We start from the raw sequence: 22,923 nt of genomic DNA, 5'->3' as shown, positions 1-22,923 counted from the left end.
TATGCCATTTGGGGAAAATATAAAAGGAACGGATAGGCACTATTATTAAAAGTCGCCTATGCGTTCTTTTTGCTTTGGAGATTAGTTTTTGTTGTCATTTCAGTTATTTTTTAATACAATAATAGCATTCAAGGAGGCATATTATGAAAATAGATTTTCACGCGCACAGTAGTTTTTCTAATGATTCCCAAGCACCTATTGAAGATATGGTAAAAGGTGCTATAGAGAAGGGCATCACACATTTGGCAATCACAGATCATATCGATTATGATTATGATGAAGATGGCGTTATAAATGATTGGGATTTTGACCTAGATCAGTATTTTGAGGCTATAAAGACGCTTAAAGAGCAATATCAAAGTAAAATAAAACTTCACGCTGGTGTCGAACTCGGCATTCAACCTCATCTTGCAGAGCGATGTAATAAGCTTATCAAACAGTATCCCTTTGACTTTATCATTGCATCGCTTCACACCGTTGACTGTAAAGATCTCTATAACAAGAAGTATTTCAAAACAAGGACAAATGCACAAGCGCTCAGAGAATATTACGATGCGTATTATAAAAGTGTGATACAATTAGATGATTTTAGTGTTTTAGGACATTTAGATTTATATTTAAGATACTGGGAACCTTTAAAATCAGAACCTATTAGACCTTATTTTGACCAAATAGAGATGCTTTTTAAACATTTAATTCAGAACGAAAAAGGGATTGAAGTCAATTCAGGGGGGTATTTTAAATACAACTTAATGAGTAATAATCCTTCAGATGAAATTTTAAAGTTTTATAAATCCCTTAAAGGAGAAGTGATCACACTGGGCAGTGATGCGCACACGCCAGAACACATAGGGACATTGCATGATGAAAACCTGCAACTGTTAGATGCGATCGGCTTCAAATATGTGTGCACTTTTGAAGAGCTGAAACCTAAATATCACAGCATCAAATCACTACTCTATTAAATAAGACTTATAAAAAAGCATATGAGGATGAACGCATACTCAAAAAAAGAGGGGGTACATTATGGTTACTTTAAGTATGATTGAAGCATTTAAGACGTCAATGATGACATTGGGCTTCAAGGCACTATCCGGTATATTAATCTTAATCATTGGTTTTAAGGTCGTCAATCTGATAGACTACAGACTCAACAGAGGCAAAAATTTTATCAAAATTGATCCAACGCTCAAATCTTTTTTAAGTTCAGCAACAAGGATGGGGCTTAAAGGACTCGTGGTCATCACTGCTATTCTACAGCTTGGGGTTCAAATAACATCTTTTGTAGCCATTCTTGGTACTGCTGGCCTTGCAGTAGGCTTGGCATTACAAGGCAGTTTATCCAATTTAGCAGGAGGCGTTCTCATTATATTTCTCAGACCTTTTAGAGTAGGGGATTATATTGAGGGCAATGGTCATGCGGGCACCGTTAGAGATATTGGTCTTTTTTACACACATCTAACCACACCTGATAACAAAGCGGTGATCATCCCTAATAGTGGTTTGGCAAACAGCTCGCTGATCAATTATAGTGAGCATTCTGAACGTCGGGTTGACTTTGACTTTGGCGTAAGTTATGATGCGGATATTAAGACGGTTAAGAAAGTGATACTGGAAGTCATCGAACGCAATGAACTGATTCTGAAGACACCAGAGCCTTTTGTAAGACTTGCGAATCATGGTGCCAGTTCATTAGATTTTAAAGTGAGAGTCTGGGTGGCGTCAGAGAATTATTGGGATGTTTTCTTTACGACTCAAGAAGAAGTAAAAGAAGCATTTGACAAGGCGGGCATTGAAATTCCGTATCCGCATATGGTCGTTCAGACACAAGCATTGGATCAGCCATCCAAGTAAAAGAAAGCATTTAAATCCAAAGGGCATTAAAGTGCCAAAAGTCAGTTTTGCATGGACCATCTGCAATATGTTGTAGCGCGTATTTTCTGCAAATACATCATATGACAGATGGTTACTCAATTTTTGATTTTGGACACTTTAATCAAAAGAAAGAGTAAAAAATGACAAATATGAAATTTAATGATTTTGCACTTAGCGAAACAATTCTGAAAGCCGTTAAGCTGATGAAGTTCGAGGCACCAACACAAGTTCAAGAAAGTGTGATGCCTTTAGTGCTTGAAGGAAAAGACGTTATTGTAAGATCTCAAACAGGCAGTGGCAAGACCGCTGCTTTTGCAATTCCAGTCTGTGAACTTGTGGATTGGGAAGAGAATAAACCCCAAGCACTCATATTAACACCTACAAGGGAACTTGCTATACAGGTTAAAGATGATGTCTTTCATCTAGGCCGATTTAAGCGTATAAAGGTATCGGCACTTTATGGCAGATCCCCTTTTCGGTTCCAGGAAAAAGAGCTCAAACAAAAGACACATGTCGTGGTGGGTACTCCAGGCAGAGTAATGGACCATATAGAACGTGGCACTTTGGATACATCCATGCTTAAATATCTCGTGATTGATGAAGCTGATGAGATGCTTAAAATGGGCTTCTTTGAGCAAGTGGAAGCGATTTTAAATGAGCTGCCATCCAATCGCGTCACAGTGGTACTCTCTGCAACTATGCCTGACAATATTAAGAAACTTTGTGAAACACAACTTAATGATCCTGTATTGATTGAAATAGAATCCACAGATCCTGTGATTGATCGTATTTTACAGTATCGTATAGAAGTAGAAGAAAACCAAAAAAAAGGCCTTTTAAAAGATATTTTGATTACAGAAAATCCAGATAGCTTAATCCTATTTTGCAATACGCAGCAGAAGGTAGATGACATTTTTAGAACTTTAATGGATGAAGATTTTATGGTGGAAAAATTACATGGTGGCATGGAACAGACTGATCGTATCAAGGTGATTGAAAAATTCAGAAAAGGTGAATTCAGATATTTAATTGCAACTGATGTGGCAGCTAGAGGCATTGACATCGATCAAATAGAGCTTGTCATTAATTACGATGTGCCAAATAAGAGTGAGAGCTATGTACATCGAATCGGACGTACAGGACGTATCGGCAATTCTGGAAAGGCGATTACCTTTGTATCTCCTGCGGATCAGAAATTGCTCAGAGAAGTGCATGCGTATATTAAGTCAGAGATTCCTCGTGGCGATAGGCCAAGTGAAACCGAAATTTTAAGCTGCCAAGAAGCTTTTGATGAAAAAATGCTGGTCTCACCAGAACCAAAAGAAATTAAAGGCGTTGAAGTCAATGAAGGGATCTTAAAAATTCATATTAATGCAGGCAAGAAGACCAAGATGAGAGCAGTGGATGTGGTGGGGGCACTTTGCAGTCTAGAGGAAATAGATGCTTCTGATATCGGCATTATCAATATAATGGATATTTCAACATATGTAGAAATCCTCAATAATAAAGGGACCTATGTCCTTAAAGCCCTTCAAAACAAACCGATCAAAGGGAGAATAAGGAAAGTTAGTAAAGTTATTAATAGGGACTAAAATTTTGACGGTATTTATAAAAAACATGTATTCTTGCTTAAAATAGGTTATACTAAAGAGATAGGTATCAATTATGTAAACCTATATTGAAAGGAGTCTTATCATGAAAGTTATTTTAAGAGAAGAGTCGAACAAAGAAGTCAAGAAACAAGGCATGGTAGCAGGTGTGATCTATGGAAATGGCATTGAGCCTTCTAAAATTAAGGTGGACCGTAAGGATTTCCATAAAACGTATGAAAAAATGGGTCAAAGTGCTGTATTTGCATGTGAATTCGCTGGGGAAACACATAAAGTATACATTAAAGATCTTCAAAGAGAGATACTTACACCTGAAAAAATTATGCATTTCGATCTTTTGAGAGTTTCAGCAAATGACAAAATTCATGCTAAAATTCAAATTCATATTATTGGCAAAGAGCTTCTTGAAGGGAAAGGTTATGTTGTACAACAAATGACACATGAGATTGATTGTAAATACCCTATAGACGAAACACCATCGGATATTGAATACGATTTATCAAAAGCATCTGTTGGCGATACTATTTTGCTCTCTGATTTGGAAATTCCAAGCTACTTAGAAGTTCAAAACGATCATGATGGTGATGTTCATGACCAAGTGATTGTATCTGTTTCACATCCAAAAGTTAAATTAGAAGTAGAAGATGATAGCTCTAGTGAACCCACACAATTTGTTGCAGAAAAAGAATAATGGATACGCTCATAAAACGCTTATAGTCAATAGACAATAGGCGTTTTTTTTTAAACAACAAGATTTGAGCCGAAAGCTGTGATGAGGAATGTTCACCCTCAAACAGCGTCAGCGAAAATCGTTTCGAGGCATCGAAAGATGACTCGAATGTTGTTGTATGCAAGATTTGAGCCGAAAGCTGTGATGAGGAATGTTCACCCTCAAACAGCGTCAGCGAAAATCGTTTCGAGGCATCGAAAGATGACTCGAATGTTGTTATCCCCCTTAAACTTAAAGTAAAACATATACATGTGGATAAAAAAGGACTCAATAAAAAAATTGAGTCCTTTTTTTAAGTTGAGAACATTATTGAAATGTGTGTTCAAATGCTTTTCACGGCATAAAAATCGGTGAATTATGTCTTTTTCTTCTGCTTGACAAACAAGATCATAATACATATAATTAATATGAAATTAAATTCATGATTGAAATTAATTTCATAGAGAATTTTGATGAGTAGAACAACTACACAAGGCTTCTTGTGAGATGATCCAAAATGTGTCTGAAAGAAAAACGAAATTAAGCCTATATTCAATGTAATAAATTAGCAATAGTTGTGTAACGGATTTTGTTTGCAATAACTGTTTTGTTACGCATTTTGGTGAAAAAAGTAAAAAGTTTGAGAAAAATAAAAAAACAGTTATGCAAAAACATACTCGAATAAGTGATTCTTGAATCTTTTTAAAGAATCTTATTTATTTAAAAGGAGGTATAGTATGAAGTTAGAAAAAAAAGAGCTTTCAATTATGTATCAAAGAATGAACGAAGCTCGTGCATTTGAAGAAAAAGTAAGTTATTTTTTTGCAAGAGGAATGGTGCATGGAACAACACATCTTTCTGTGGGAGAAGAGGGTTCCGCAGTAGGTGCTTGTATGGCGTTAAATGATGATGATCTAATTACTTCAACGCATCGTGGACACAGCCAAGTTATCGGAAAAGGCATTGATCTTAATAAAATGATGGCAGAACTGCTTGGTAAATATAATGGCTATTGTAAAGGTAAAGGCGGTTCAATGCATATTGCAGATGTTGAAGCGGGTAATTTAGGTGCAAATGGTGTTGTTGGAGGTGGTCACGGTATTGCTGTTGGTGCTGCAATGACACAACAGTATCAAAAAACAGGAAAAGTTGTTTTATGTTTTTTTGGTGACGGCGCAGCGAATGAAGGCAGTTTTCATGAGGCATTGAATTTAGCAAGTGTGTGGAAGTTGCCTGTTGTTTTTTTCTGCGAAAACAATCTATACGGCATGTCAACATCCATAGAAAAGCATATGAATATTACTGATATTGCAGACAGAGCAAGTTCTTATGGCATTCCTGGTTATATAGTAGATGGTAATGATGTACTTGAAGTGCACAAAACGGTTTCAGAAGCAGTAGAGCATTGTCGCAAAGGCAATGGACCTGTACTTGTTGAAAGTAAGACATATCGCTGGTTAGGTCATTCAAAGAGTGATGCGAATGTGTATCGAACAAAAGCAGAAATTGAAGCGTGGAAAGAAAAGTGTCCTATTAAGAGATTTGAAGACAAAATGATTAAAGATAAAATTTTCACCAAAGCACAACTTGATAAAATTAAGAAAAAAGCATATGAAGAAATTGAATTAGCGGTCAAATTTGCTGAGGAAAGCCCAAACCCGCCAATTGAAAGTTTGCTTGACGATGTATATGCATAAGGAGGAAATATAATATGAAAACAATGACATATGCTGAAGCCATAAGAGAAGCCATGAGTGAGGAAATGCGTCGCGATAAAAACATCATATTTATGGGAGAAGATATTGGTATATACGGCGGTGCATTCGGTGTATCAGTAGGTATGTTTGAAGAGTTTGGAGAAGAGCGCGTAAAAGATACGCCTATCTCAGAGGCGGTGATCGCAGGAGCAGCAGCAGGAGCGGCGGTAACAGGTCTTAGACCAATTGCTGAATTGATGTTTATGGATTTTTCTACAATAGCAATGGATTCAATGGTCAATCAAGCGGCGAAAATGCGCTATATGTTTGGTGGTAAAGCAAAGGTACCTATGGTTCTTAGGATGCCAGCAGGATCAGGTGCTGGAGCGGCAGCGCAACATAGTCAAAGTTTAGAGGCGTGGTTTTGCCATGTTCCGGGACTGAAAGTAATTGCACCCTCCACAGCTGCAGATGCTAAGGGTCTTTTAAAAGCGGCTATTAGAGATGATAACCCAGTAATATTTATAGAACAGAAACTATTGTATCGTACGAAGTTTGAAGTGCCAGAAGATGAGGATTTCATAGTTGAAATAGGTAAAGCAGATATTAAAAGAGAAGGCACAGATGTTACGGTAGTTGTTTATGGCAGAATGCTTCAAAGAGTTGAAGCTGTGGCTGAAAAATTAGCAGAAGAAGGTATTAGTGTAGAAATTGTTGATCCTAGAACTTTAGTGCCTCTAGATAAAGAGACAATTATTAAATCTGTCATTAAAACAGGTAGAGCGATTGTCATTAATGAAGCCGTAAAAACGGGTGGTTATGCTGGTGAAATTTCTGCGGTTATAACAGAAAGCGAGGCTTTCGATTATTTAGATGCCCCAGTAATTCGATGTGCAGGTAAAGACGTGCCAATTCCTTATAATCCAGTTCTTGAAGCTGCTTGTGTCCCGAGTGTAGATGATATAGAAGCCGCGATTCGCAAAGTTTTGAATAGATAGGAGGAGTCTTATGGCAACTGAAGTTATTATGCCCAAAGCCGGTATGTCTATGGAAGTAGGAACCGTTGTAAAATGGTTAAAAAAAGAAGGCGATCTTGTTGAAAAAGGAGAGCCTATCCTTGAGATTCTAACAGATAAAGTCAATATGGAAGTAGAAGCAGAAGTGAGTGGTGTTCTTTTGAAAATATTAGCTGAAAAAGAGGAAGAGTTACCTGTTTTTACTGTACTTGCTTATATAGGAGATGCAGGTGAAGTTATTCCTGACCAATCCGATAAACTCCAGGAAAAAAATACGCCTCCAGCTGATGTAAAACCGGAGATTGAAGTGGATCAGAAGGCAACAGAAGCTAAAGATTATCAAAAGCCGCCAGGTAAAGTCAGAGCAACACCAGCTTCAAGAAAAGAAGCAAAAAAGAATAATATTGATTTGATCGATATAGATGGCAATGGCCCTAAAGGGCGTATCCAACTTCAAGATGTATTGGATTATGTGGCACATTTGGACAAGGAAAGTAAGATAACACCATTGGCCAAACGTATTTCAGAAGTAGATGGTATTGATACTTCGAATATTACAGGTAGTGGATTTGACGGAAAAATAACAAAAAGGGATTTACCAGGAATTAATGAGCAGAGCACACCTACTTTTAAAGAATCTGAATCTGTTGGTGAAACAACGCTCATTCCTATGAAAGGTGTTCGAAAAGTCATTGCCGACCGCATGAGCGAAAGCTATTTTTCAGTACCAGCTGTTGTATTGAATATGGACGTTAATATGACAAATGTAAAGGCTTTTCGTGAACAGATTCGAGATTCAATTCAAGAGAGTACAGGCATGAAGATTACATTTACAGATATTATTACATTTATTGTTAGTAAAGCTCTAATAAAATACCCGATCATGAACGCTTCATTGACAGATGAAGGCATTGTGTTGCATCATTATGTGAACATGGCAATGGCAGTTGATGTAAATAATACGTTAAAGGTGCCTGTTGTCAAGGGTGTAGACAAAATGAGTTTAAGTGAAGTCGTTGTCGCCTTTAAAGACCTTATTACCCGTACAAAAGAAAATAAATTGAGTCCAAATGAAATGGAAGGCTCTACATTCACCATTAGTAATTTAGGTGGCTATGGCATTAGTAGCTTCAGTCCAATTATCAATTTACCAAATGCAGCTATTCTGGGTGTCAACGCAATTATTGATAGAGTTGTTGCTGTTGAAGGTGAGATGGTAATACAGCCAATGATGACATTGTCATTGACATTTGACCACCGTATTGTTGATGGAGCGCCAGCAGCAGAATTTTTGGCTTACCTTAAAAAGTTGATGGAAAATCCAATTACAACTCTTATTTAGTACAGGGGCGAAGAAAGGAGTTTAACGTGGCTACAGAAATTATTATGCCTAAAGCTGGCATGTCAATGGAAATGGGTACTGTTGTTAAGTGGTTGAAAAAGGAAGGGGATTCAATAGAAAAGGGAGAACCAATCCTTGAAATTTCAACAGATAAGGTCAACATGGAAGTAGAATCAGAAGTTGAGGGTGTACTTCTTAAGATCACTGCTGATGAAGGCGATGAACTTCCTGTATTTACAGTTATAGGCTATATCGGTGAACTAGGTGAAGTCATTCAAGATGCAGTTTCAAAAACAGAAAAAGCGAATAAGGAAGATAAGTCTGCCTCAAAACCTCTTGCTGATTCTAAAAGCGACTCTGAGTATGATGTCATTATTGTTGGCGGTGGTCCTGCTGGTTATATTGCAGCGACAAAAGTGGCCCAGCTTGGTGGTAAAGTTGCGCTGATTGAGAGAGATATAGTCGGTGGAACTTGCTTGAATAGAGGCTGTATACCGACTAAAACATTGTTAAAATCAGCTGAACTCATTGAACATATTTCTCATGCAAAGCAGAGAGGCATCTTGATCAGTAATCCAGATGTTAAAGTGGATATGCCAACCGTAATCAAAGAAAAGAACAAAGTTGTCAAAATGCTTACAGGCGGTATTAGTATGATCCATAAAAGTTATGGTGTTGATACTATAAACGGAACAGGTGTATTAAAAAGCAGTACCAGTGTTATCGTGGATAATGCTAAAATAGTTACTGGTAAGAAGATTATATTAGCGGGTGGTTCAAAAGTTTCTAGAATCAATATTCCAGGCATTGATTCAGAAGGTGTGCTTGATAGTACACAAATCTTAGATATTCAAGAAGTGCCTAGCAGACTTGCCATTATTGGTGGTGGCGTTATTGGTGTTGAAATGGCTTCAATATTTAATGCCTTTGGAAGTGAAGTCACTATTATTGAAACAATGGATAGAATTGTACCGATGATGGATAAGGATATTTCTGCAGAATTGACTAATCAGTTAAAGAAAAAAGGCATTAAAATTATGACCGCATTAGCAGTAGAATCTATTGAACCTTCTTCTGAAGCCTTAACCATTCATATAAATGATGGTTCGAAGATCGTCGTAGATAAAGTCCTTTTATCTATCGGTCGTGTACCAGATCTATCGTGCTTAGGTGATTTAAAACCTGTTATGGAAAAAAATAAGGTAAAAGTTAACGACAAAATGGAAACGAGTATTCCAGGTGTTTATGCTGCTGGAGATATAAACGGCTTAAATACATTAGCGCATGCAGCTTACAAAATGGGCGAGGTAGCAGGCGCAAATGCATTTGGTGAGAATCATACAGTGAATTTAAAATTCGTACCGAGTTGTATTTATACTTCTCCTGAAGTGGGATCGGTTGGATTAACTCAAGAAGAAGCCGCTAAAAAAGAAGCAATTTCTATTGGTAGCTTTGATTTTGGTGTTAACGGAAGAGCTCTGTCTTCTGGTGAAGGTGTTGGATTTGTTAAAGTGATTGTCTCTAAAAAATATGGTGAGATCTTAGGGGTGCATATTATTGGACCAAATGCTGCTGAGTTGATCAATGAAGCTGCGATGCTCATGGCTACAGAAATAACAGTGAATGAGGCTGCAACGCTTATTCATGCACATCCTACGTACTCGGAGGCATTAATGGAAGCTTTAAATGATGCCTTGGGCAATTGTCTGCATATGATTAAAAAATAATGGTCTATATTTTAAGAGGTGATATGATGCAGAAAATTCTTTGTACGAATCTCAATCGTATGGCATATGAGGAAGCGTATAATCTTCAACATAATTTGATGAAAGCAATGGATGAAAATCCCGAGAGGGCTGGATTCTTATTATTTGTAGAGCATCCACCGACTTACACTTTTGGGGTGTCTACCTTAGATGAGGATATACTATTGGATAGAGCACAGTTAACGCAAAAAGGATTTTGTTTGTATGACAGTAATAGAGGCGGTAGCGTGACTTATCATGGTCCTGGACAGCAGGTCGTATATCCGATCTTGAACCTTACCCATTTTTCCAAGGATGTGCGTTGGTATGTCAATAGCTTGGAAGAGTGGGTCATCAAGACCCTCGATCAATACGATTTGAATTGTGGTAGAAAAAAAGGCTATAGAGGCGTATGGATAGATGATGAGAAAATTTGTGCAGTAGGTGTTGCGGTGAAAAAATGGATAACAATGCATGGTATTGGATTGAATAATCATCCAAACATGGATCATTTTAGAAATATTTGTCCCTGCGGCATTAAAGAATTTGGGGTGACTTCAATTCAAGAAAAGGGCAAACGCGTTTCAGGACATGATTTGACTATGAATCTAATAGGCGCTTTTGAGACGGTTTTTGACTGTTCTATTCAACTTGTAACCCCTGAGGAGGTGAAGAAAATTGCTGATCAAAACTCAAAAACCAGAGTGGTTGAAAGCTAAAGCGGCGACTAAAGATGAGTATCATAAAATTCAAGATTTGATGGAAAAGCTGAACTTGCATACTGTTTGTCAAGAAGCGAATTGTCCTAATTTAGGGGAGTGTTTTTCAAAAGGGACAGCTACGTTTATGATTTTAGGGGATCTCTGTACAAGAAATTGTAGATTCTGTGCTGTTCAGAAAGGGTTGCCGACTTATTTAGATGAACAAGAACCACAAATGGTTGCCGAAGCAGCTCAGAAAATGGAATTGAAGCATGTTGTTGTAACTTCTGTAACCAGAGATGACTTAGCGGATAATGGCGCAAAGCATTATGCAAGGACAATTGAAGCGTTACACCATATCAATGAGGGCATCACAGTTGAGGTTCTTATTCCAGATCTACAAGGCTCTGAACAAGATCTAATAACAATCTTAGAGACTTCTCCTGAAATTCTTAATCATAATTTGGAGACAGTACCTAGATTATATGAAACAGTGCGTCCAATGGCGAATTATAGTCGTTCCCTTGAACTTTTAAAAAGAGTAAAGCAGCTTAGACCTGATATTTTGACTAAAACGGGTATTATGGTCGGCTTAGGAGAAACAGAAGATGAGGTTATTCAACTCATGAAAGATATCGTTGAGATAGACTGTGATATTTTAACTATTGGACAGTATTTGCAACCTTCACAGCAACAACTACCTGTTAAGACATTTGTACACCCTGATCAATTTAAACGCTATGAAACCATTGGTAAGAAGATGGGCATACCTTATGTTGCAAGTGGACCATTTGTAAGAAGTTCCTATAATGCAATTGAGGCGATTAAGAAGTTAAGGCAGTAATCCAAACTCATTTAGGCATATAAAAACATTCACATGATAAAAGCAATTTGACAAATATTAAGGATGGACTGAAAAAAATAAAATTCAATATCATAAATTAAGAATTTAACAATCGTTGACAACAAGTACTAAAATTAATACAATAAGATAAAGAAATAAAATTCATACACGGAAATAAAATTCTGAATTGAATAAAGGTTAAAATAGAATGGCATTACTTGAGGCAATAATGTTAGATACCAATAATTCCAAGAGCTGCTATACATAAAGCTTGGCATTGTTGGCGATGAGGTGTGAGATGGGGAGATGGCGTAGATGAGTGATGTTACAAAAGTGGTGATAATTGTATTTTCTCTGTGGATTCTTCAATTTGTATTGACTTATTTTCAGCTAATGAATTTCAAAAAAAGGGTCAGAGCATTACGACATAAAGGGAAAGTACTCGTAGGTCAGGCAAAAGGCAAATTGAAAGAAGGCAGTATTGTTCTTGTGGTAGTAGATGATGAACGCGTAGTGATTGATGCAGAAGAAATGAGGGGGATTACAGTATTTAATAAATTTAGAAAACTGAATAGCATAGTGGGTAGGTCAGTAGATAACCAAGAAACGTTACTTGAAGGATTAAAAAATAAACAGCAAAAGAAAGCTATATTGCAGGCATTGGAAGGAGGAAATGAGTAGGGGGATGCCTGAACTGTTTATTTATTAATAAAAAAAATAAGTTTTGGGAGGAAAAAGTATGAGTTTTTTATCTGGTTTAGCTGAAGGCTTCATTGGTTTGTTTAATGAAGGTGGATCAGTGTTCATGGGTTTGGTAACAGGCATTATACCAACACTAGTCGTTTTGATTACATTTGTTAATGCGATTATCAAATTAGTAGGAGAAGAAAAAGTAGAGAACCTAGCTAAGGCAACAACAAAGTATAGGCTAACAAGGTACACAATTTTTCCAATTTTATCTGTATTTTTCTTGACAAATCCGATGTGCTACTCGTTTGGGCGCTTTGTAAAAGAAGAATTGAAACCAGCATTTTATGATGCGGCTGTTTCGTTTGTTCATCCAATCACAGGTATTTTCCCTCATGCTAATGCGGGCGAGTTATTTGTATATTTAGGAATAGCTAATGGGATCACTACATTGGGGCTTCCGTTAGGTGATTTAGCAATGAGATATTTACTTGTAGGTATTGTTGTTATTCTAATGAGAGGTATTGTAACTGAAGCTATTACTAAGACAATGATTAAGAAGCGATCTGAAGCTTAAGGGGGAATTGATTATGTCATATAATGCAGTTAAAATAACTAGAGGCTCAAGCGGTTGGGGTGGACCATTAGTCATTAAACCAACTGAAACTAGAAATGTTGTACTATCCGTTACTGGGGGAGGGATTGATCCCGTTTCACAAAAGATTGCAGATTTAACAGGCGGTAGAGTAGTTGATGGATTCGCAACATCAGTACCTGATGATCAAATTATGGTAGCAGTAGTTGATTGTGGCGGCACTGCAAGATGTGGTGTGTATCCTAAGAAGAAGATCTTTACTATAAATTTAACGCCTGTAGGAAAGTCAGGTCCTTTGGCAGCTTTTATGAATGAAGATATATATGTATCAGGTGTAAAAGAACTTAACATTGAGCTGGTTGGTGATGGTGAAGTACTTTCATCAAAAGCAAGTGAGGCAAAAGCTGAAACGCCAAAAGATGAAACTTATGTTGCTCTTTCGAAGAGAACTCAAACTAAGAAACCTAATATCCTTGAATCAATTGGCAGAGGCGCTGGTAAAGTTGTGGGTGTTTTCTATTCGGCAGGTAAGGAAACAATTGACATGATCATCAGAAACGTATTGCCTTTTATGGCATTTGTTTCAATGTTGATAGGGATTATTCTTAAATCTGGTATTGGTAATATAATTGCTGATTGGGTTGCACCATTTTCATCCACTATTCCTGGTTTACTTCTTATCTCTGTTGTAGCGGCTATTCCAATTCTTTCACCATTGTTAGGTCCAGGGGCAGTTATTGCTCAGGTGGTTGGTGTTCTTGTAGGTGTAGAGATTGGAAAAGGGAATATTCCACCGCAGTATGCATTACCAGCATTATTTGCTATAAACCCACAAGTAGGTTGTGACTTTATTCCAGTTGGATTGTCATTAGCAGAAGCAGAACCTGAAACAGTTGAAATTGGTGTACCTGCAATATTGATATCAAGATTAGTAACAGGTCCGATATCAGTTGTTATTGCTTATTTAGCAAGTTTTGGCTTATACTAATAGTGGTAGGCAATTAAGGGATTGAAAGTGAGTGTATATGAAGTATGAGGTTATAGTAACAGGACTTGGTGATTTAGTTAGTGATATGTTGGAGGGTAATATATATATATTATTTAATGAGAATGCTCCAGCTGAGTTAGCTGAAATTTCAGTTTTACACACAATAGCAGAACTAAAAGAGGCCGTTAAAGTTGGAGATAAGGTTACGATTGGCACGCTTGATTATACGGTGCAGGACGTAGGTGAAGAAGCTAATCACACTTTAAAATCTTTAGGTCACTGCACATTAAAGTTCGGCGTAGAGAAAGTTGATTTACCTGGAGAGATTGCTTTGACAGGCAATCCAATAGCACATGTCAAACCGGGTGATTTGATCAAAATTGAGTAAGAGGACATTATGTAATTTTAGATTTATGGATTCAATTGAGCATGATTTGGAAGGGCAAAGTTTCTTTGTGTATGAATTCAATTTAATTTATACACAAAGACTTGCTCCTAAATTATCAACATAAGAAATTTTTTTTTTGCACAATAAGAAATAAAATTCACAGTGAGAAATTTTTCTCTACAAGGAGGCATTAATATGTTAGGATTAAACACAAAATTAAAAGAATATGAAGCACAAGGTAAAAAGATTAGAGTTGGTCTTGTAGGTGCTGGTCAGATGGGTAAAGGTATGGTTAGTCAAATGACTAAGATGCATGCTATGATGCCAGCTATAGTAGCGGACATCAATGTTCAATCGGCAATTGAAGCATTTAATAATGCTGGGATTGATGCTAAAGATGTCGTACAAGTGAACACTCTTGAAGAGGCTAATAAATTTATGGCTGAAGATAAGTATATTGTTACGAGTAATTCGGCGCTTGTATCACAAGCGACATTGGTTGACGTTGTAGTTGATGCAACTGGGTCACCTGATGTTGGTGCACGTATTGCCTTGGATACAATCTTAAACAAAAAACATATTGTAATGTTAAATGTTGAAACGGATGTGGTTATTGGACCAATCCTTAAAAAATTAGCTGTTAACGCAGGTGTCATTTATACAGGAACAGCAGGTGATGAACCGGGGTCGGTACGTGAATTATATGACTTTGCAGACGGTATGGGATTTGAAGTTGTTGCAATTGGTAAAGGGAAAAATAATCCAGTAAATCTTGAAAGTACTCCAGACAGTTGTAGAGAACAGGCTGAAAGAGAGGGTGTTGCACCAAAGATGCTTTGTGAATTCAAGGATGGCACAAAAACCATGATTGAGATGGCGGCTATGGCAAACTCAATGGGCTTTATACCTGATGTTCGTGGTGCTCACGCAGCAGTAGGTGGTGTAGAGGACTTGACAAAGATCTTTAGATTAAAAGAAGAAGGTGGCGTACTTAATAAGTATGGTATAGTAGATTATGTTAATGGTGTGGCACCTGGTGTGTTTATTGTTGTAACAACAGATAATGATCAAATTCACCATGAACTTCAGTATTTAAGTATGGGAGAAGGTCCAAACTACACCTTCTATAGACCATATCACTTAACAAGTCTCGAAACGCCATTGACAGCAGCAAGATGCGTGCTTTATAATGAACCTACTATTCAACCTATGGATGGTCCATTAGTTGCAGAAGTGATTACAATTGCTAAAAAAGATTTGCATCCTGGAGATAAAATTGACGGGCTTGGTCAATATACTGTATATGCTTCAATAGATACCTATGAGACCGCTAAAAAAGAAAGATTGCTCCCAATTGGTTTGGCAGCTGGTGCAACGATCACTAAAGAAGTTAAAAAAGGTCAAGAAATAACTTATGATATGGTTGATTTAGACAAGTCAACACTTATTTATAAGCTTAGAGAGTTACAAGAACTACTTATCGGTTAGGTTGTTTTGATAACTGCGATAAGATACTAAAAATGGGGGGGACGTAATGTTTGAAGCAATGGTAACAATAAATAATCAAACAGGACTTCACGCAAGACCTGCTACAGAATTTGCTAAGTTCTGTAAAAATTATTCAAATAAAATTGAATTGATAAAGGGCGAAACGGTTACCAATCCTAAAAGTGTAATAAGTATTCTATCTGGTGCTTATACCGCAGGAACTAAAGCGAAGCTTGTTGTTGATGGCGATGAAGCTGAAAAAGTCGGCAAAGAAATTCTTGAATTTTTGAATAACCTTAAAGGATAATTCATTGAGTCAACGCTTCTATGGTGAATTGTGGATTAAACAGTGAAGTAAAATAGAGATGAACTCGTATTATATTTTAAACAAAAAAGACGGCGATAAGCTCACCTGAAACAAGGCTGTTTTGGGTTACTCACCCTAGACAACGCTGTCTAGGGTGTTTTGCATATAGCAACATTTGAGTCATCACTTGATGCCTCAAACCAATTTTCACTGACGCTGTTTGAGGTTGAACACCCCTCAGCACAGCTTATGGCTCAAATCTTGTTGCATATAGCAACATTTGAGTCATCACTTGATGCCTCAAACCAATTTTCACTGACGCTGTTTGAGGTTGAACACCCCTCAGCACAGCTTATGGCTCAAATCTTGTTGCATATAGCAACATTTGAGTCATCACTTGATGCCTCAAACCGATTTTCACTGATGCTGTTTGAGGTTGAACATCCCTCAGCACAGCTTTCGGCTCAAATCTTGTTAAAGTTGACACGTGGTATCAACTTTGTGTGCTATAATATATTTAAGGTCTTAGAATGAAAGTAGGTAGATTATTTATGATCATATCTATTGAAATGTACGCTACAGAAAGTGACGGCGGTAAATGGAAAGACTATTGTAAGTATTGTTATGAAAATAGAAAAAATGATTTGAGAGGTGTGGCATGAAAGCTGAAGGCAAGATTTTACTAAATGACCCTGATGTATATCCTGACGAAGATATTTTGAAATGCGAGCTCGGTGAAATGTATAAACACTATCTTTCTTTAATTGAATTATTTGATACTTATGGTCTTACATATACATGGCGATACTACAACGATGGAAAGTCATGGCTATGCAAAGTTGAGCATAAAAAAAGAACTATAGTTTGGGTTTCTATCTGGACAGACCTTATAAAGGCAGGCTTTTATTTTTCAGCAAAGCATATTCATAAAGTAGGTGCATTAGATATTGCAGCACGTATAAAAGAGCAAATTCCCACAGAAGATAATGTGAAAAGACTGAATGAGTGTATGTTTGAAATTAAAGATAAGGAATTATTGCCTGACTTTGAGAAGGTATTAAATCTAAAAATAAAATGTAAATAGAGAAGAATTTCACTCTCGTATCAATCTACACAGTAGTAAAACCCATATGTTTACAATGAAAAAAAGATATAAAATTCTTGTTCCCATTCTTCCATTTCCTTTTTGTCGGTCTAGCCGCTTCATGAGCTTTGCTTCGTTGCCAATGATCTCATTATGGAAATATATTTTTAAGATTGTGTTTTGGTTCCTAACATGATAAAATAACATTCATTTGACATATTTTTATTATGAATGTTTAGTCTTATCAAAGCTATTTTTAGTAGTACTATGGTAAGCATAATTATATGAAATCGACCATGATAGAAAGGAGTTAATAGTGAAAATATCAAAAGTTGATGTTATACTTTTTTGCACACAATGTAATGAAGATACGGATCATGAAGTGATTTATTTTGATTCTGAAATTGAAAGTTTAACATGTATAGAATGTGGAAAAACTACGGGTTTGAATCATAGTGAGCTATTAAGTCAATATAAACATGATTGGTTAACGAGGATTATTAGCAAACCGCATCGCATGACCGAAGAAATGAGAAAAAATCTATATGATTTCATCAAAAATCTTCCGGCTAGGATGATTACAAAACCCAAAAGAGTCTATAATGAAGTTGAAGATATAAAAAAAATCGAGAAAGACTAATCGCTAGGGTGTCAAAATGCAAAAGTTGAGCCCCCTTCATACCATATGATGTCGGTTACAGAGAGTACGCGATACAGCATATGGTATAGGGGGGAGGCGAAACTGACTTTTGCCCCCTAACCACTAATCGAAATAATAAATCACTTTTAAAGAGAGCGTATATAAATGATAAAAAAACATGTATCTGTTATTATATTAGCTGCAGGTCAGGGCAAGAGAATGATGGCTAAATCTAATAAACAGTTCTTTAAGATTGAAGACAAACCAATTTTGGCTTATACAATTCAGTGCTTTCTAGAGCATGCATATATTGATGACATTATTCTGGTTATTAATCAAAATGAAGAAGAAATTGTTAAAAATGAAGTATTAAATAAGTACTTTAAAAAAAATAATTTTAAAATAGCGTATGGTGGTAAGGAGCGTTATAATTCTGTTTACAACGGATTGAAGGTGCTCGATGAAAACACAGATTATGTCCTTATTCATGATGGTGCTAGGCCATTAGTTAATAAAGAAGAAATCAGCATCGTTGTGGATACTCTGCGGGAAAGAAAAGCCTGTGTCGTTGGTGTCCCTGTTAAAAATACTTATAAATTGATCAATGAGTTCAAGGAAATTGAATATACACCTCCTAGAGAAAAATTGTATTCGGTCATGACTCCCCAGGCTTTTCACCGAGATTTAATTGTAAAAGCTTATCAAATCGGTATTGATGAATGTGCGCATGTAACAGATGATGCCATGATGGTTGAGCTTTTTACGGATGAAAAAGTTCTTATTGTTGATGGGAGTTATGAGAATATTAAAATTACGATACCAGATGATATACTGACGATGAAAAGGATAATAGAAGGCAGAACCAGATATAAAAAGTGAATCCATAGTAAATTAAAAAACAAATGAAAAAGAATGATCCAAAGAAGGTCATATTTTGCAAAGAGAAATCGTTAAAAAAAAAACGAATTCTCTTTTTTTTGATAGCTTATTTGGGCCCAAATTAACCGAATAAGCTATTTTTAGCTGGTATGAATGTCATTTTAGGAGGCACACTTTGAATAAAAAATTATTTTTTTTGCTGACGATGAATATATTTTCATGTTATAATATAACGTGCATATGAAGTTGGATATATTTATGAAGTTGGATACATTATAGAATGCTTTTAGAGTACATAGAAAGTGACCGGATAAAATAAATTTTTCACAATTATGGGCAATAAAATAAATAATAATATAAGATGAAGAAATATATTCTATGTATAGAGTATATTTGTATGGAGAATGGAAATGGAAAAAGCAATTAACGACAAAAGATTAATGGTGAGATGTGCACAGATGTATTATGATGAGGGATTCAATCAAGCTGATATCTCTGAGAAACTCGGTATTTCAAAATCTACTGTATCAAGAATTTTGAATAGTGCTATCCAGAATGGTATTGTAAAAATCACAGTAGTTAATCCTTATGAATATAAATTCATAGAGATTGAGCATATTCTTGAAAAAAAATTTGGGTTAAAGGAAGCTATTATTGTTGAGGTGAACACGGATAACATCGAGGTCATTAAAGATGAACTGGCTAAAGCTGGAGCGGCTTATTTAGAGAGAATTGTTAAGAGTGACCAAATTATTGGTGTTACTTGGGGAACAACGGTTAAACTAATACCTAGGTATATTACAAACACTAAAAAGAACAGTTTGACGTTTATTCCTTTAAGTGGGGGTATTGGCGAAGCCATGTTTGACCTTCATCCGAACCAAATTGCAATAGATTTTGCAGAGAAGTTTCGGGCAAATTCAAAAGTACTACTTGCACCTTCCATGGTTGATGATTTAGATCGAAAAAAATTGTTTATGGAAGAAAGAAGCATAAATGAATTAATGAAGTTGTACGATTGCCTTGATATTGCTGTGTCTGGTATTGGCTGTCCAAAATTAAATACATCCACAATGATTTCAAGTGGCTATTATACAGAAGAACAGCTTCAAAAACTAGTAAATGAAGGCGCTGTAGCTGATGTTAGCAATATGCTGATTGATAAGAATGGTGATGGCAGTAAATTTGAAAGTAATAGTCGGATTATAGGAATAACTTTGGAACAATTTCGAAATGCCAAGTTAACGATTGGGATTGCTGGTGGTACAATGAAAGTCGAAGCAATAAAGGCGGCGTTGAAAGGCAATTATCTTGATGTTTTGATATTGGATCTGAATGCGGCTATGGCAATTATTAACAATTTAGAAGAAGAGTAGATCAAGTACATAGGGACCATAAGTCGGCGTATTCGTTAACGATGGCATATTCACGGCTTAGTTTGTTCAACCCTATAGAGGCATGTTATTCGCAAAGAACCTCTGAATTGGTTTGCCAACTGCTTGAGTCTAAAAGCTGCTGATAAAGCAGCTTTTTTTATTAAAACAACAAGATTTGAGCCAAAAGCGGCGTCAGCGAAAATCGTTTTGAGTCATTGAGAGATGACTTAAATGTTGTTATATGCAACAAGATTTGAGCCAAAAGCTGTGCTGAGGCATGTTCACCAGCGAACGGGTCAATTTACTCTTGTATACTTATAAGGTCATTTGCAATACTTTTGCAATTGATAATTAAAATCATATTGTAATTATTACAAAGTGTGATATAATCTTTATAGAAAAAGGGTTTACACCTTAACTATAAGATTATGAGGAGGAATTGAATCATGGAAAGAATCGTAGGTCAAAATGCACCAGAGTTTAGTGTAACAACTGCTTTAGGCGATGGCAGTGGATTTGGAGAAGCGTCATTGAGTAATTACAAGGGTAAATGGCTTGTGCTATTTTTTTATCCACTTGATTTCACATTTGTATGTCCGACCGAAATCACAGCTTACTCTAAAAGATATGATGATTTCAAAGCTTTAGATGCAGATGTATTAGGCGTCAGCATTGATAGTGAACATTCACATAAAGCATGGATTAATAGTGATCTTGGCAAACTCAATTTCCCATTGGGTTCAGATTTAACTAAAAAACTATCATTGGATTATGGTGTTCTCATTGAAGAAGCGGGTATTGCGCTTCGTGGACTCTTCATTATAGACCCAGAAGGGAAAGTAAGATATAGTGTCGTACACGATCTCAATGTTGGCAGAAGTGTTGATGAGACTTTGAGAGTGCTAAAGGCATTACAAACTGGTGGATTATGTCCAGTGGATTGGGAAGATGGAGATGCACTTTTATAGATAATAGTGAAATTTATTTAAGATCCTTGAAGATAGAGTATTCCCCCCTTCTTAATTGAAGGGGATTTTTTTTATAATGTATGGGTAGAGTGAATTGGTGTTTAGTTATAATTCTATTATGGCAAGTTTTGAAAAATTGGGTTAAAATAATAGGAGTTTATTAATTAAAGTAGAATAGAATACATATAAGGAGTGAAAAACGATGAATACAATTTATTATAATAAGTTAGTGCGTGATAAAATACCTCAAATAATTGCGGAAAGTGGTGCACTTTATGAAGTCAGTAAACTTAGCGAAAAGGCATACCTTGAGGCGCTAAAAAATAAACTCATGGAAGAAGTGCAAGAATATTTAGACTCAGAGAGCATTGAAGAACTTGCCGATATTTTGGAAGTTATTAGGTGTTTACATTTAACACATAATGTTTCCGAAGAAGAGATGAAGCGAATTCAGCGTACGAAAGCGGATTTAAGAGGTTCGTTTGAGGAACGCGTTAATCTTGTAAAGGTTACAAGACCAAAAGAAGATGAATGATATAAAAGGGGTAACCATAAAATGACAGAATACTTAAACGTCTACAATGAAGATCTTAAATGGTGTGGTAGTGAAGAACGTCGTATTGTTCATGAAAATGGCAAATGGCATTATGTGTTCCACTGTTGGGTTTATGATCAGAGTCATCAAAAAATCATTTTGCAACGAAGAGCTACAACAAAAGATCTATTTCCTAAGAGTTATGATGCTTCATGCACGGGACATTATAGCAGTGATGAAAATCATGACAGCACAAGAGAGTTGTCCGAAGAGCTAGGTTTAGAAATTTCATATGACAAACTCATTTATTTACTGGATTTTCAAGATGTTTTTATTAAACCAGGTATGCTTGATCGAGAAATCGCAAGAGTACATCTTTTGATAACAGACGGTTTTAAGCCGTTACCTTCTACGCCTGAAGAAATTCACAGTATCGTTGCTTGTGACTATGAGGCCTTTAAAGCGCTTATCTACAATAAGGTGGATGAAGTGGCACTGGAATGTCTTTATGGGGACAATGGCGAAGGAAAATTGATCCGGTCAGAATTGGTACCTAGAAAGGCACCCTATTATCAAGAAGTTTTTAAACACATTCATGAGCATGTTAAAAAGCTTTAATTTTAAAAGGGGCACTTTAGGGTAGAATATAAAAATCGCATACGCCATAAAGTACATCGAAAAGCAAGATAGATGAGGAGGATAAATGAGAAAAAGAATTATTTTAGTATTAACAGGTTTGATTATTGTATCTCAAAGTATGCTTACATTTGCAGATGCGAATGTTGTCGAAGGTGTAGACAGTGTAACGTCGGCAACGCTGGAGGATGAATTAGACACCTATAAAGTTTTCTATTTGGATGAAAAAATAGCACTTGAAGAGCCTGTTAAATGGATTGATGGAATCTTGATGATACCTGTGAAACCCGTACTAGATCAAATTGGATTTGATGTGAAATGGCATGCAAAGACTAAATCGGTGGATCTCATAAAGGGCGCTCAGTTTACAAGCCTCTATATTGATAAAAATAGTTACTTTAGAAATAAAATGGCACCTCACACGCTCAGTCATGCGCCAGTGATTAATCAAAATCGGACTTATGTGCCCATTGAATTTTTTACTGATATTTTAGAGGTGGGATTGAATATTGAAGACAAGTCCATAAATTTTTCAGATCGAAAGATGGCAATCTATGAAGGTTATATTCAAGATACACAAGTCGACGAAAAGGGCATGTTGACAATCACGATTTCTTCAAAGGCAAAATCCGATGGCCCTGAAGATCAAGTTATTGTACACGGTGAAACGGACTCTACTTTTATAAATACGAGCATAGCACTGGGAGACTATATACACGTTATTTCGCCGCCGATTATGACCTTTACCGTTCCTGGACAAGCAACTGCATACGTCATCTATTAAATAAAGGCTCTAGACATCCATTGGGATGG

The 22,923-nt window shown here is 36.3% G+C and carries 26 protein-coding genes; all 26 read left to right on the top strand.

From position 1 onward, the window contains the following. Positions 1-143 precede the first annotated feature (143 nt). The gene (locus ISU02_RS14505) at positions 144-965 is read left to right on the top strand and encodes a histidinol-phosphatase HisJ family protein (RefSeq protein ID WP_194702561.1); all 822 of its coding nucleotides are present in this window, start codon (positions 144-146) and stop codon (positions 963-965) included. Between the two features lie 61 nt (positions 966-1,026). Beyond that, positions 1,027-1,854, top strand: a complete 828-nt coding sequence (locus ISU02_RS14500) for a mechanosensitive ion channel family protein (RefSeq protein ID WP_194702560.1) — start codon at positions 1,027-1,029, stop codon at positions 1,852-1,854. Positions 1,855-2,015: 161 nt separating this feature from the next. Continuing rightward, a complete protein-coding gene (locus tag ISU02_RS14495) occupies positions 2,016-3,467 on the top strand; it encodes a DEAD/DEAH box helicase (RefSeq protein WP_194702559.1) in 1,452 nt (483 codons plus the stop codon). 103 nt (positions 3,468-3,570) lie between these two features. Next, entirely contained in the window at positions 3,571-4,176 is a 606-nt protein-coding gene (locus ISU02_RS14490) for a 50S ribosomal protein L25 (protein WP_194702558.1), read from the top strand. A 755-nt stretch (positions 4,177-4,931) separates the two neighbouring features. Beyond that, on the top strand, positions 4,932-5,891 hold the full coding sequence (locus ISU02_RS14485; RefSeq protein WP_194702557.1) for a thiamine pyrophosphate-dependent dehydrogenase E1 component subunit alpha: 960 nt from the start codon (positions 4,932-4,934) through the stop codon (positions 5,889-5,891). Between the two features lie 14 nt (positions 5,892-5,905). Beyond that, complete coding sequence (locus ISU02_RS14480; RefSeq protein ID WP_194702556.1) at positions 5,906-6,889, top strand: alpha-ketoacid dehydrogenase subunit beta; 984 nt, start codon at positions 5,906-5,908, stop codon at positions 6,887-6,889. A 10-nt stretch (positions 6,890-6,899) separates the two neighbouring features. After that, complete coding sequence (locus tag ISU02_RS14475; protein WP_194702555.1) at positions 6,900-8,249, top strand: 2-oxo acid dehydrogenase subunit E2; 1,350 nt, start codon at positions 6,900-6,902, stop codon at positions 8,247-8,249. Positions 8,250-8,275: 26 nt separating this feature from the next. After that, positions 8,276-9,976, top strand: a complete 1,701-nt coding sequence (gene lpdA / locus ISU02_RS14470; protein WP_194702554.1) for a dihydrolipoyl dehydrogenase — start codon at positions 8,276-8,278, stop codon at positions 9,974-9,976. 23 nt (positions 9,977-9,999) lie between these two features. Next, complete coding sequence (lipB, locus tag ISU02_RS14465; RefSeq protein ID WP_194702553.1) at positions 10,000-10,713, top strand: lipoyl(octanoyl) transferase LipB; 714 nt, start codon at positions 10,000-10,002, stop codon at positions 10,711-10,713. Then, positions 10,679-11,539 carry a lipoyl synthase gene (gene lipA, locus ISU02_RS14460; protein ID WP_194702604.1) on the top strand — a complete coding sequence of 287 codons (861 nt, stop codon included), beginning with the start codon at positions 10,679-10,681 and terminating at the stop codon, positions 11,537-11,539. Before lipB ends, lipA begins: the two co-directional genes overlap by 35 nt. A 315-nt stretch (positions 11,540-11,854) precedes the next feature. Then, the gene (locus tag ISU02_RS14455; protein ID WP_194702552.1) at positions 11,855-12,220 is read left to right on the top strand and encodes a transcriptional regulator GutM; all 366 of its coding nucleotides are present in this window, start codon (positions 11,855-11,857) and stop codon (positions 12,218-12,220) included. Positions 12,221-12,278: 58 nt separating this feature from the next. Next, positions 12,279-12,803 (top strand): PTS glucitol/sorbitol transporter subunit IIC, encoded by a 525-nt coding sequence (gene srlA, locus ISU02_RS14450; protein ID WP_194702551.1) that lies wholly within the window; start codon positions 12,279-12,281, stop codon positions 12,801-12,803. Between the two features lie 10 nt (positions 12,804-12,813). Next, the gene (gene srlE / locus ISU02_RS14445; RefSeq protein WP_407646444.1) at positions 12,814-13,809 is read left to right on the top strand and encodes a PTS glucitol/sorbitol transporter subunit IIB; all 996 of its coding nucleotides are present in this window, start codon (positions 12,814-12,816) and stop codon (positions 13,807-13,809) included. Between the two features lie 37 nt (positions 13,810-13,846). Then, a complete protein-coding gene (locus ISU02_RS14440) occupies positions 13,847-14,197 on the top strand; it encodes a PTS glucitol/sorbitol transporter subunit IIA (protein WP_194702549.1) in 351 nt (116 codons plus the stop codon). A 195-nt stretch (positions 14,198-14,392) separates the two neighbouring features. Then, the gene (locus tag ISU02_RS14435; protein WP_194702548.1) at positions 14,393-15,685 is read left to right on the top strand and encodes an NAD(P)H-dependent oxidoreductase; all 1,293 of its coding nucleotides are present in this window, start codon (positions 14,393-14,395) and stop codon (positions 15,683-15,685) included. Positions 15,686-15,731: 46 nt separating this feature from the next. Further along, the gene (locus ISU02_RS14430; protein WP_194702547.1) at positions 15,732-15,992 is read left to right on the top strand and encodes an HPr family phosphocarrier protein; all 261 of its coding nucleotides are present in this window, start codon (positions 15,732-15,734) and stop codon (positions 15,990-15,992) included. Positions 15,993-16,151: 159 nt separating this feature from the next. Beyond that, the gene (locus ISU02_RS14425) at positions 16,152-16,526 is read left to right on the top strand and encodes a hypothetical protein (protein WP_207736326.1); all 375 of its coding nucleotides are present in this window, start codon (positions 16,152-16,154) and stop codon (positions 16,524-16,526) included. Beyond that, positions 16,523-16,654, top strand: a complete 132-nt coding sequence (locus ISU02_RS14420; protein ID WP_207736325.1) for a zinc ribbon domain-containing protein — start codon at positions 16,523-16,525, stop codon at positions 16,652-16,654. The genes ISU02_RS14425 and ISU02_RS14420 overlap by 4 nt, the downstream gene beginning before the upstream one ends. After that, positions 16,651-17,076 (top strand): DUF3788 family protein, encoded by a 426-nt coding sequence (locus ISU02_RS14415; RefSeq protein WP_194702544.1) that lies wholly within the window; start codon positions 16,651-16,653, stop codon positions 17,074-17,076. The genes ISU02_RS14420 and ISU02_RS14415 overlap by 4 nt, the downstream gene beginning before the upstream one ends. A gap of 316 nt (positions 17,077-17,392) precedes the next feature. Continuing rightward, entirely contained in the window at positions 17,393-17,716 is a 324-nt protein-coding gene (locus tag ISU02_RS14410; protein ID WP_194702543.1) for a bh protein, read from the top strand. Between the two features lie 165 nt (positions 17,717-17,881). Beyond that, positions 17,882-18,595, top strand: a complete 714-nt coding sequence (gene ispD, locus ISU02_RS14405; protein ID WP_194702542.1) for a 2-C-methyl-D-erythritol 4-phosphate cytidylyltransferase — start codon at positions 17,882-17,884, stop codon at positions 18,593-18,595. Between the two features lie 410 nt (positions 18,596-19,005). Continuing rightward, the gene (locus tag ISU02_RS14400) at positions 19,006-19,971 is read left to right on the top strand and encodes a sugar-binding transcriptional regulator (RefSeq protein ID WP_194702541.1); all 966 of its coding nucleotides are present in this window, start codon (positions 19,006-19,008) and stop codon (positions 19,969-19,971) included. Between the two features lie 446 nt (positions 19,972-20,417). After that, entirely contained in the window at positions 20,418-20,939 is a 522-nt protein-coding gene (locus ISU02_RS14395) for a peroxiredoxin (protein ID WP_194702540.1), read from the top strand. 202 nt (positions 20,940-21,141) lie between these two features. Then, the gene (locus tag ISU02_RS14390; RefSeq protein WP_194702539.1) at positions 21,142-21,474 is read left to right on the top strand and encodes a nucleoside triphosphate pyrophosphohydrolase; all 333 of its coding nucleotides are present in this window, start codon (positions 21,142-21,144) and stop codon (positions 21,472-21,474) included. A gap of 21 nt (positions 21,475-21,495) precedes the next feature. Further along, positions 21,496-22,092: an NUDIX hydrolase gene (locus ISU02_RS14385; RefSeq protein ID WP_194702538.1), complete on the top strand. Its 597-nt coding sequence runs from the start codon at positions 21,496-21,498 to the stop codon at positions 22,090-22,092. 85 nt (positions 22,093-22,177) lie between these two features. After that, on the top strand, positions 22,178-22,894 hold the full coding sequence (locus ISU02_RS14380) for a copper amine oxidase N-terminal domain-containing protein (RefSeq protein ID WP_194702537.1): 717 nt from the start codon (positions 22,178-22,180) through the stop codon (positions 22,892-22,894). Positions 22,895-22,923: the final 29 nt, after the last annotated feature.

The organism is Fusibacter ferrireducens, assembly GCF_015352425.1.
Lineage (GTDB): Bacteria > Bacillota > Clostridia > Peptostreptococcales > Acidaminobacteraceae > Fusibacter_A > Fusibacter_A ferrireducens.
The sequence above is the reverse complement of the archived record's forward strand: the minus strand, read 5'-3'. Positions and strand labels throughout refer to the sequence as shown.

Bases quoted from the DNA above. Each gene is read 5' to 3' on its own strand.
- ISU02_RS14505 (WP_194702561.1), top strand. From the start codon at position 144: ATGAAAATAGATTTTCACGCGCACAGTAGTTTTTCTAATGATTCCCAA.
- ISU02_RS14500 (WP_194702560.1), top strand. From the start codon at position 1,027: ATGGTTACTTTAAGTATGATTGAAGCATTTAAGACGTCAATGATGACA.
- ISU02_RS14495 (WP_194702559.1), top strand. From the start codon at position 2,016: ATGACAAATATGAAATTTAATGATTTTGCACTTAGCGAAACAATTCTG.
- ISU02_RS14490 (WP_194702558.1), top strand. From the start codon at position 3,571: ATGAAAGTTATTTTAAGAGAAGAGTCGAACAAAGAAGTCAAGAAACAA.
- ISU02_RS14485 (WP_194702557.1), top strand. From the start codon at position 4,932: ATGAAGTTAGAAAAAAAAGAGCTTTCAATTATGTATCAAAGAATGAAC.
- ISU02_RS14480 (WP_194702556.1), top strand. From the start codon at position 5,906: ATGAAAACAATGACATATGCTGAAGCCATAAGAGAAGCCATGAGTGAG.
- ISU02_RS14475 (WP_194702555.1), top strand. From the start codon at position 6,900: ATGGCAACTGAAGTTATTATGCCCAAAGCCGGTATGTCTATGGAAGTA.
- lipB (WP_194702553.1), top strand. From the start codon at position 10,000: ATGATGCAGAAAATTCTTTGTACGAATCTCAATCGTATGGCATATGAG.
- ISU02_RS14455 (WP_194702552.1), top strand. From the start codon at position 11,855: ATGAGTGATGTTACAAAAGTGGTGATAATTGTATTTTCTCTGTGGATT.
- srlA (WP_194702551.1), top strand. From the start codon at position 12,279: ATGAGTTTTTTATCTGGTTTAGCTGAAGGCTTCATTGGTTTGTTTAAT.
- ISU02_RS14440 (WP_194702549.1), top strand. From the start codon at position 13,847: ATGAAGTATGAGGTTATAGTAACAGGACTTGGTGATTTAGTTAGTGAT.
- ISU02_RS14435 (WP_194702548.1), top strand. From the start codon at position 14,393: ATGTTAGGATTAAACACAAAATTAAAAGAATATGAAGCACAAGGTAAA.
- ISU02_RS14430 (WP_194702547.1), top strand. From the start codon at position 15,732: ATGTTTGAAGCAATGGTAACAATAAATAATCAAACAGGACTTCACGCA.
- ISU02_RS14420 (WP_207736325.1), top strand. From the start codon at position 16,523: ATGAAAGTAGGTAGATTATTTATGATCATATCTATTGAAATGTACGCT.
- ISU02_RS14415 (WP_194702544.1), top strand. From the start codon at position 16,651: ATGAAAGCTGAAGGCAAGATTTTACTAAATGACCCTGATGTATATCCT.
- ispD (WP_194702542.1), top strand. From the start codon at position 17,882: ATGATAAAAAAACATGTATCTGTTATTATATTAGCTGCAGGTCAGGGC.
- ISU02_RS14400 (WP_194702541.1), top strand. From the start codon at position 19,006: ATGGAAAAAGCAATTAACGACAAAAGATTAATGGTGAGATGTGCACAG.
- ISU02_RS14395 (WP_194702540.1), top strand. From the start codon at position 20,418: ATGGAAAGAATCGTAGGTCAAAATGCACCAGAGTTTAGTGTAACAACT.
- ISU02_RS14390 (WP_194702539.1), top strand. From the start codon at position 21,142: ATGAATACAATTTATTATAATAAGTTAGTGCGTGATAAAATACCTCAA.
- ISU02_RS14385 (WP_194702538.1), top strand. From the start codon at position 21,496: ATGACAGAATACTTAAACGTCTACAATGAAGATCTTAAATGGTGTGGT.
- ISU02_RS14380 (WP_194702537.1), top strand. From the start codon at position 22,178: ATGAGAAAAAGAATTATTTTAGTATTAACAGGTTTGATTATTGTATCT.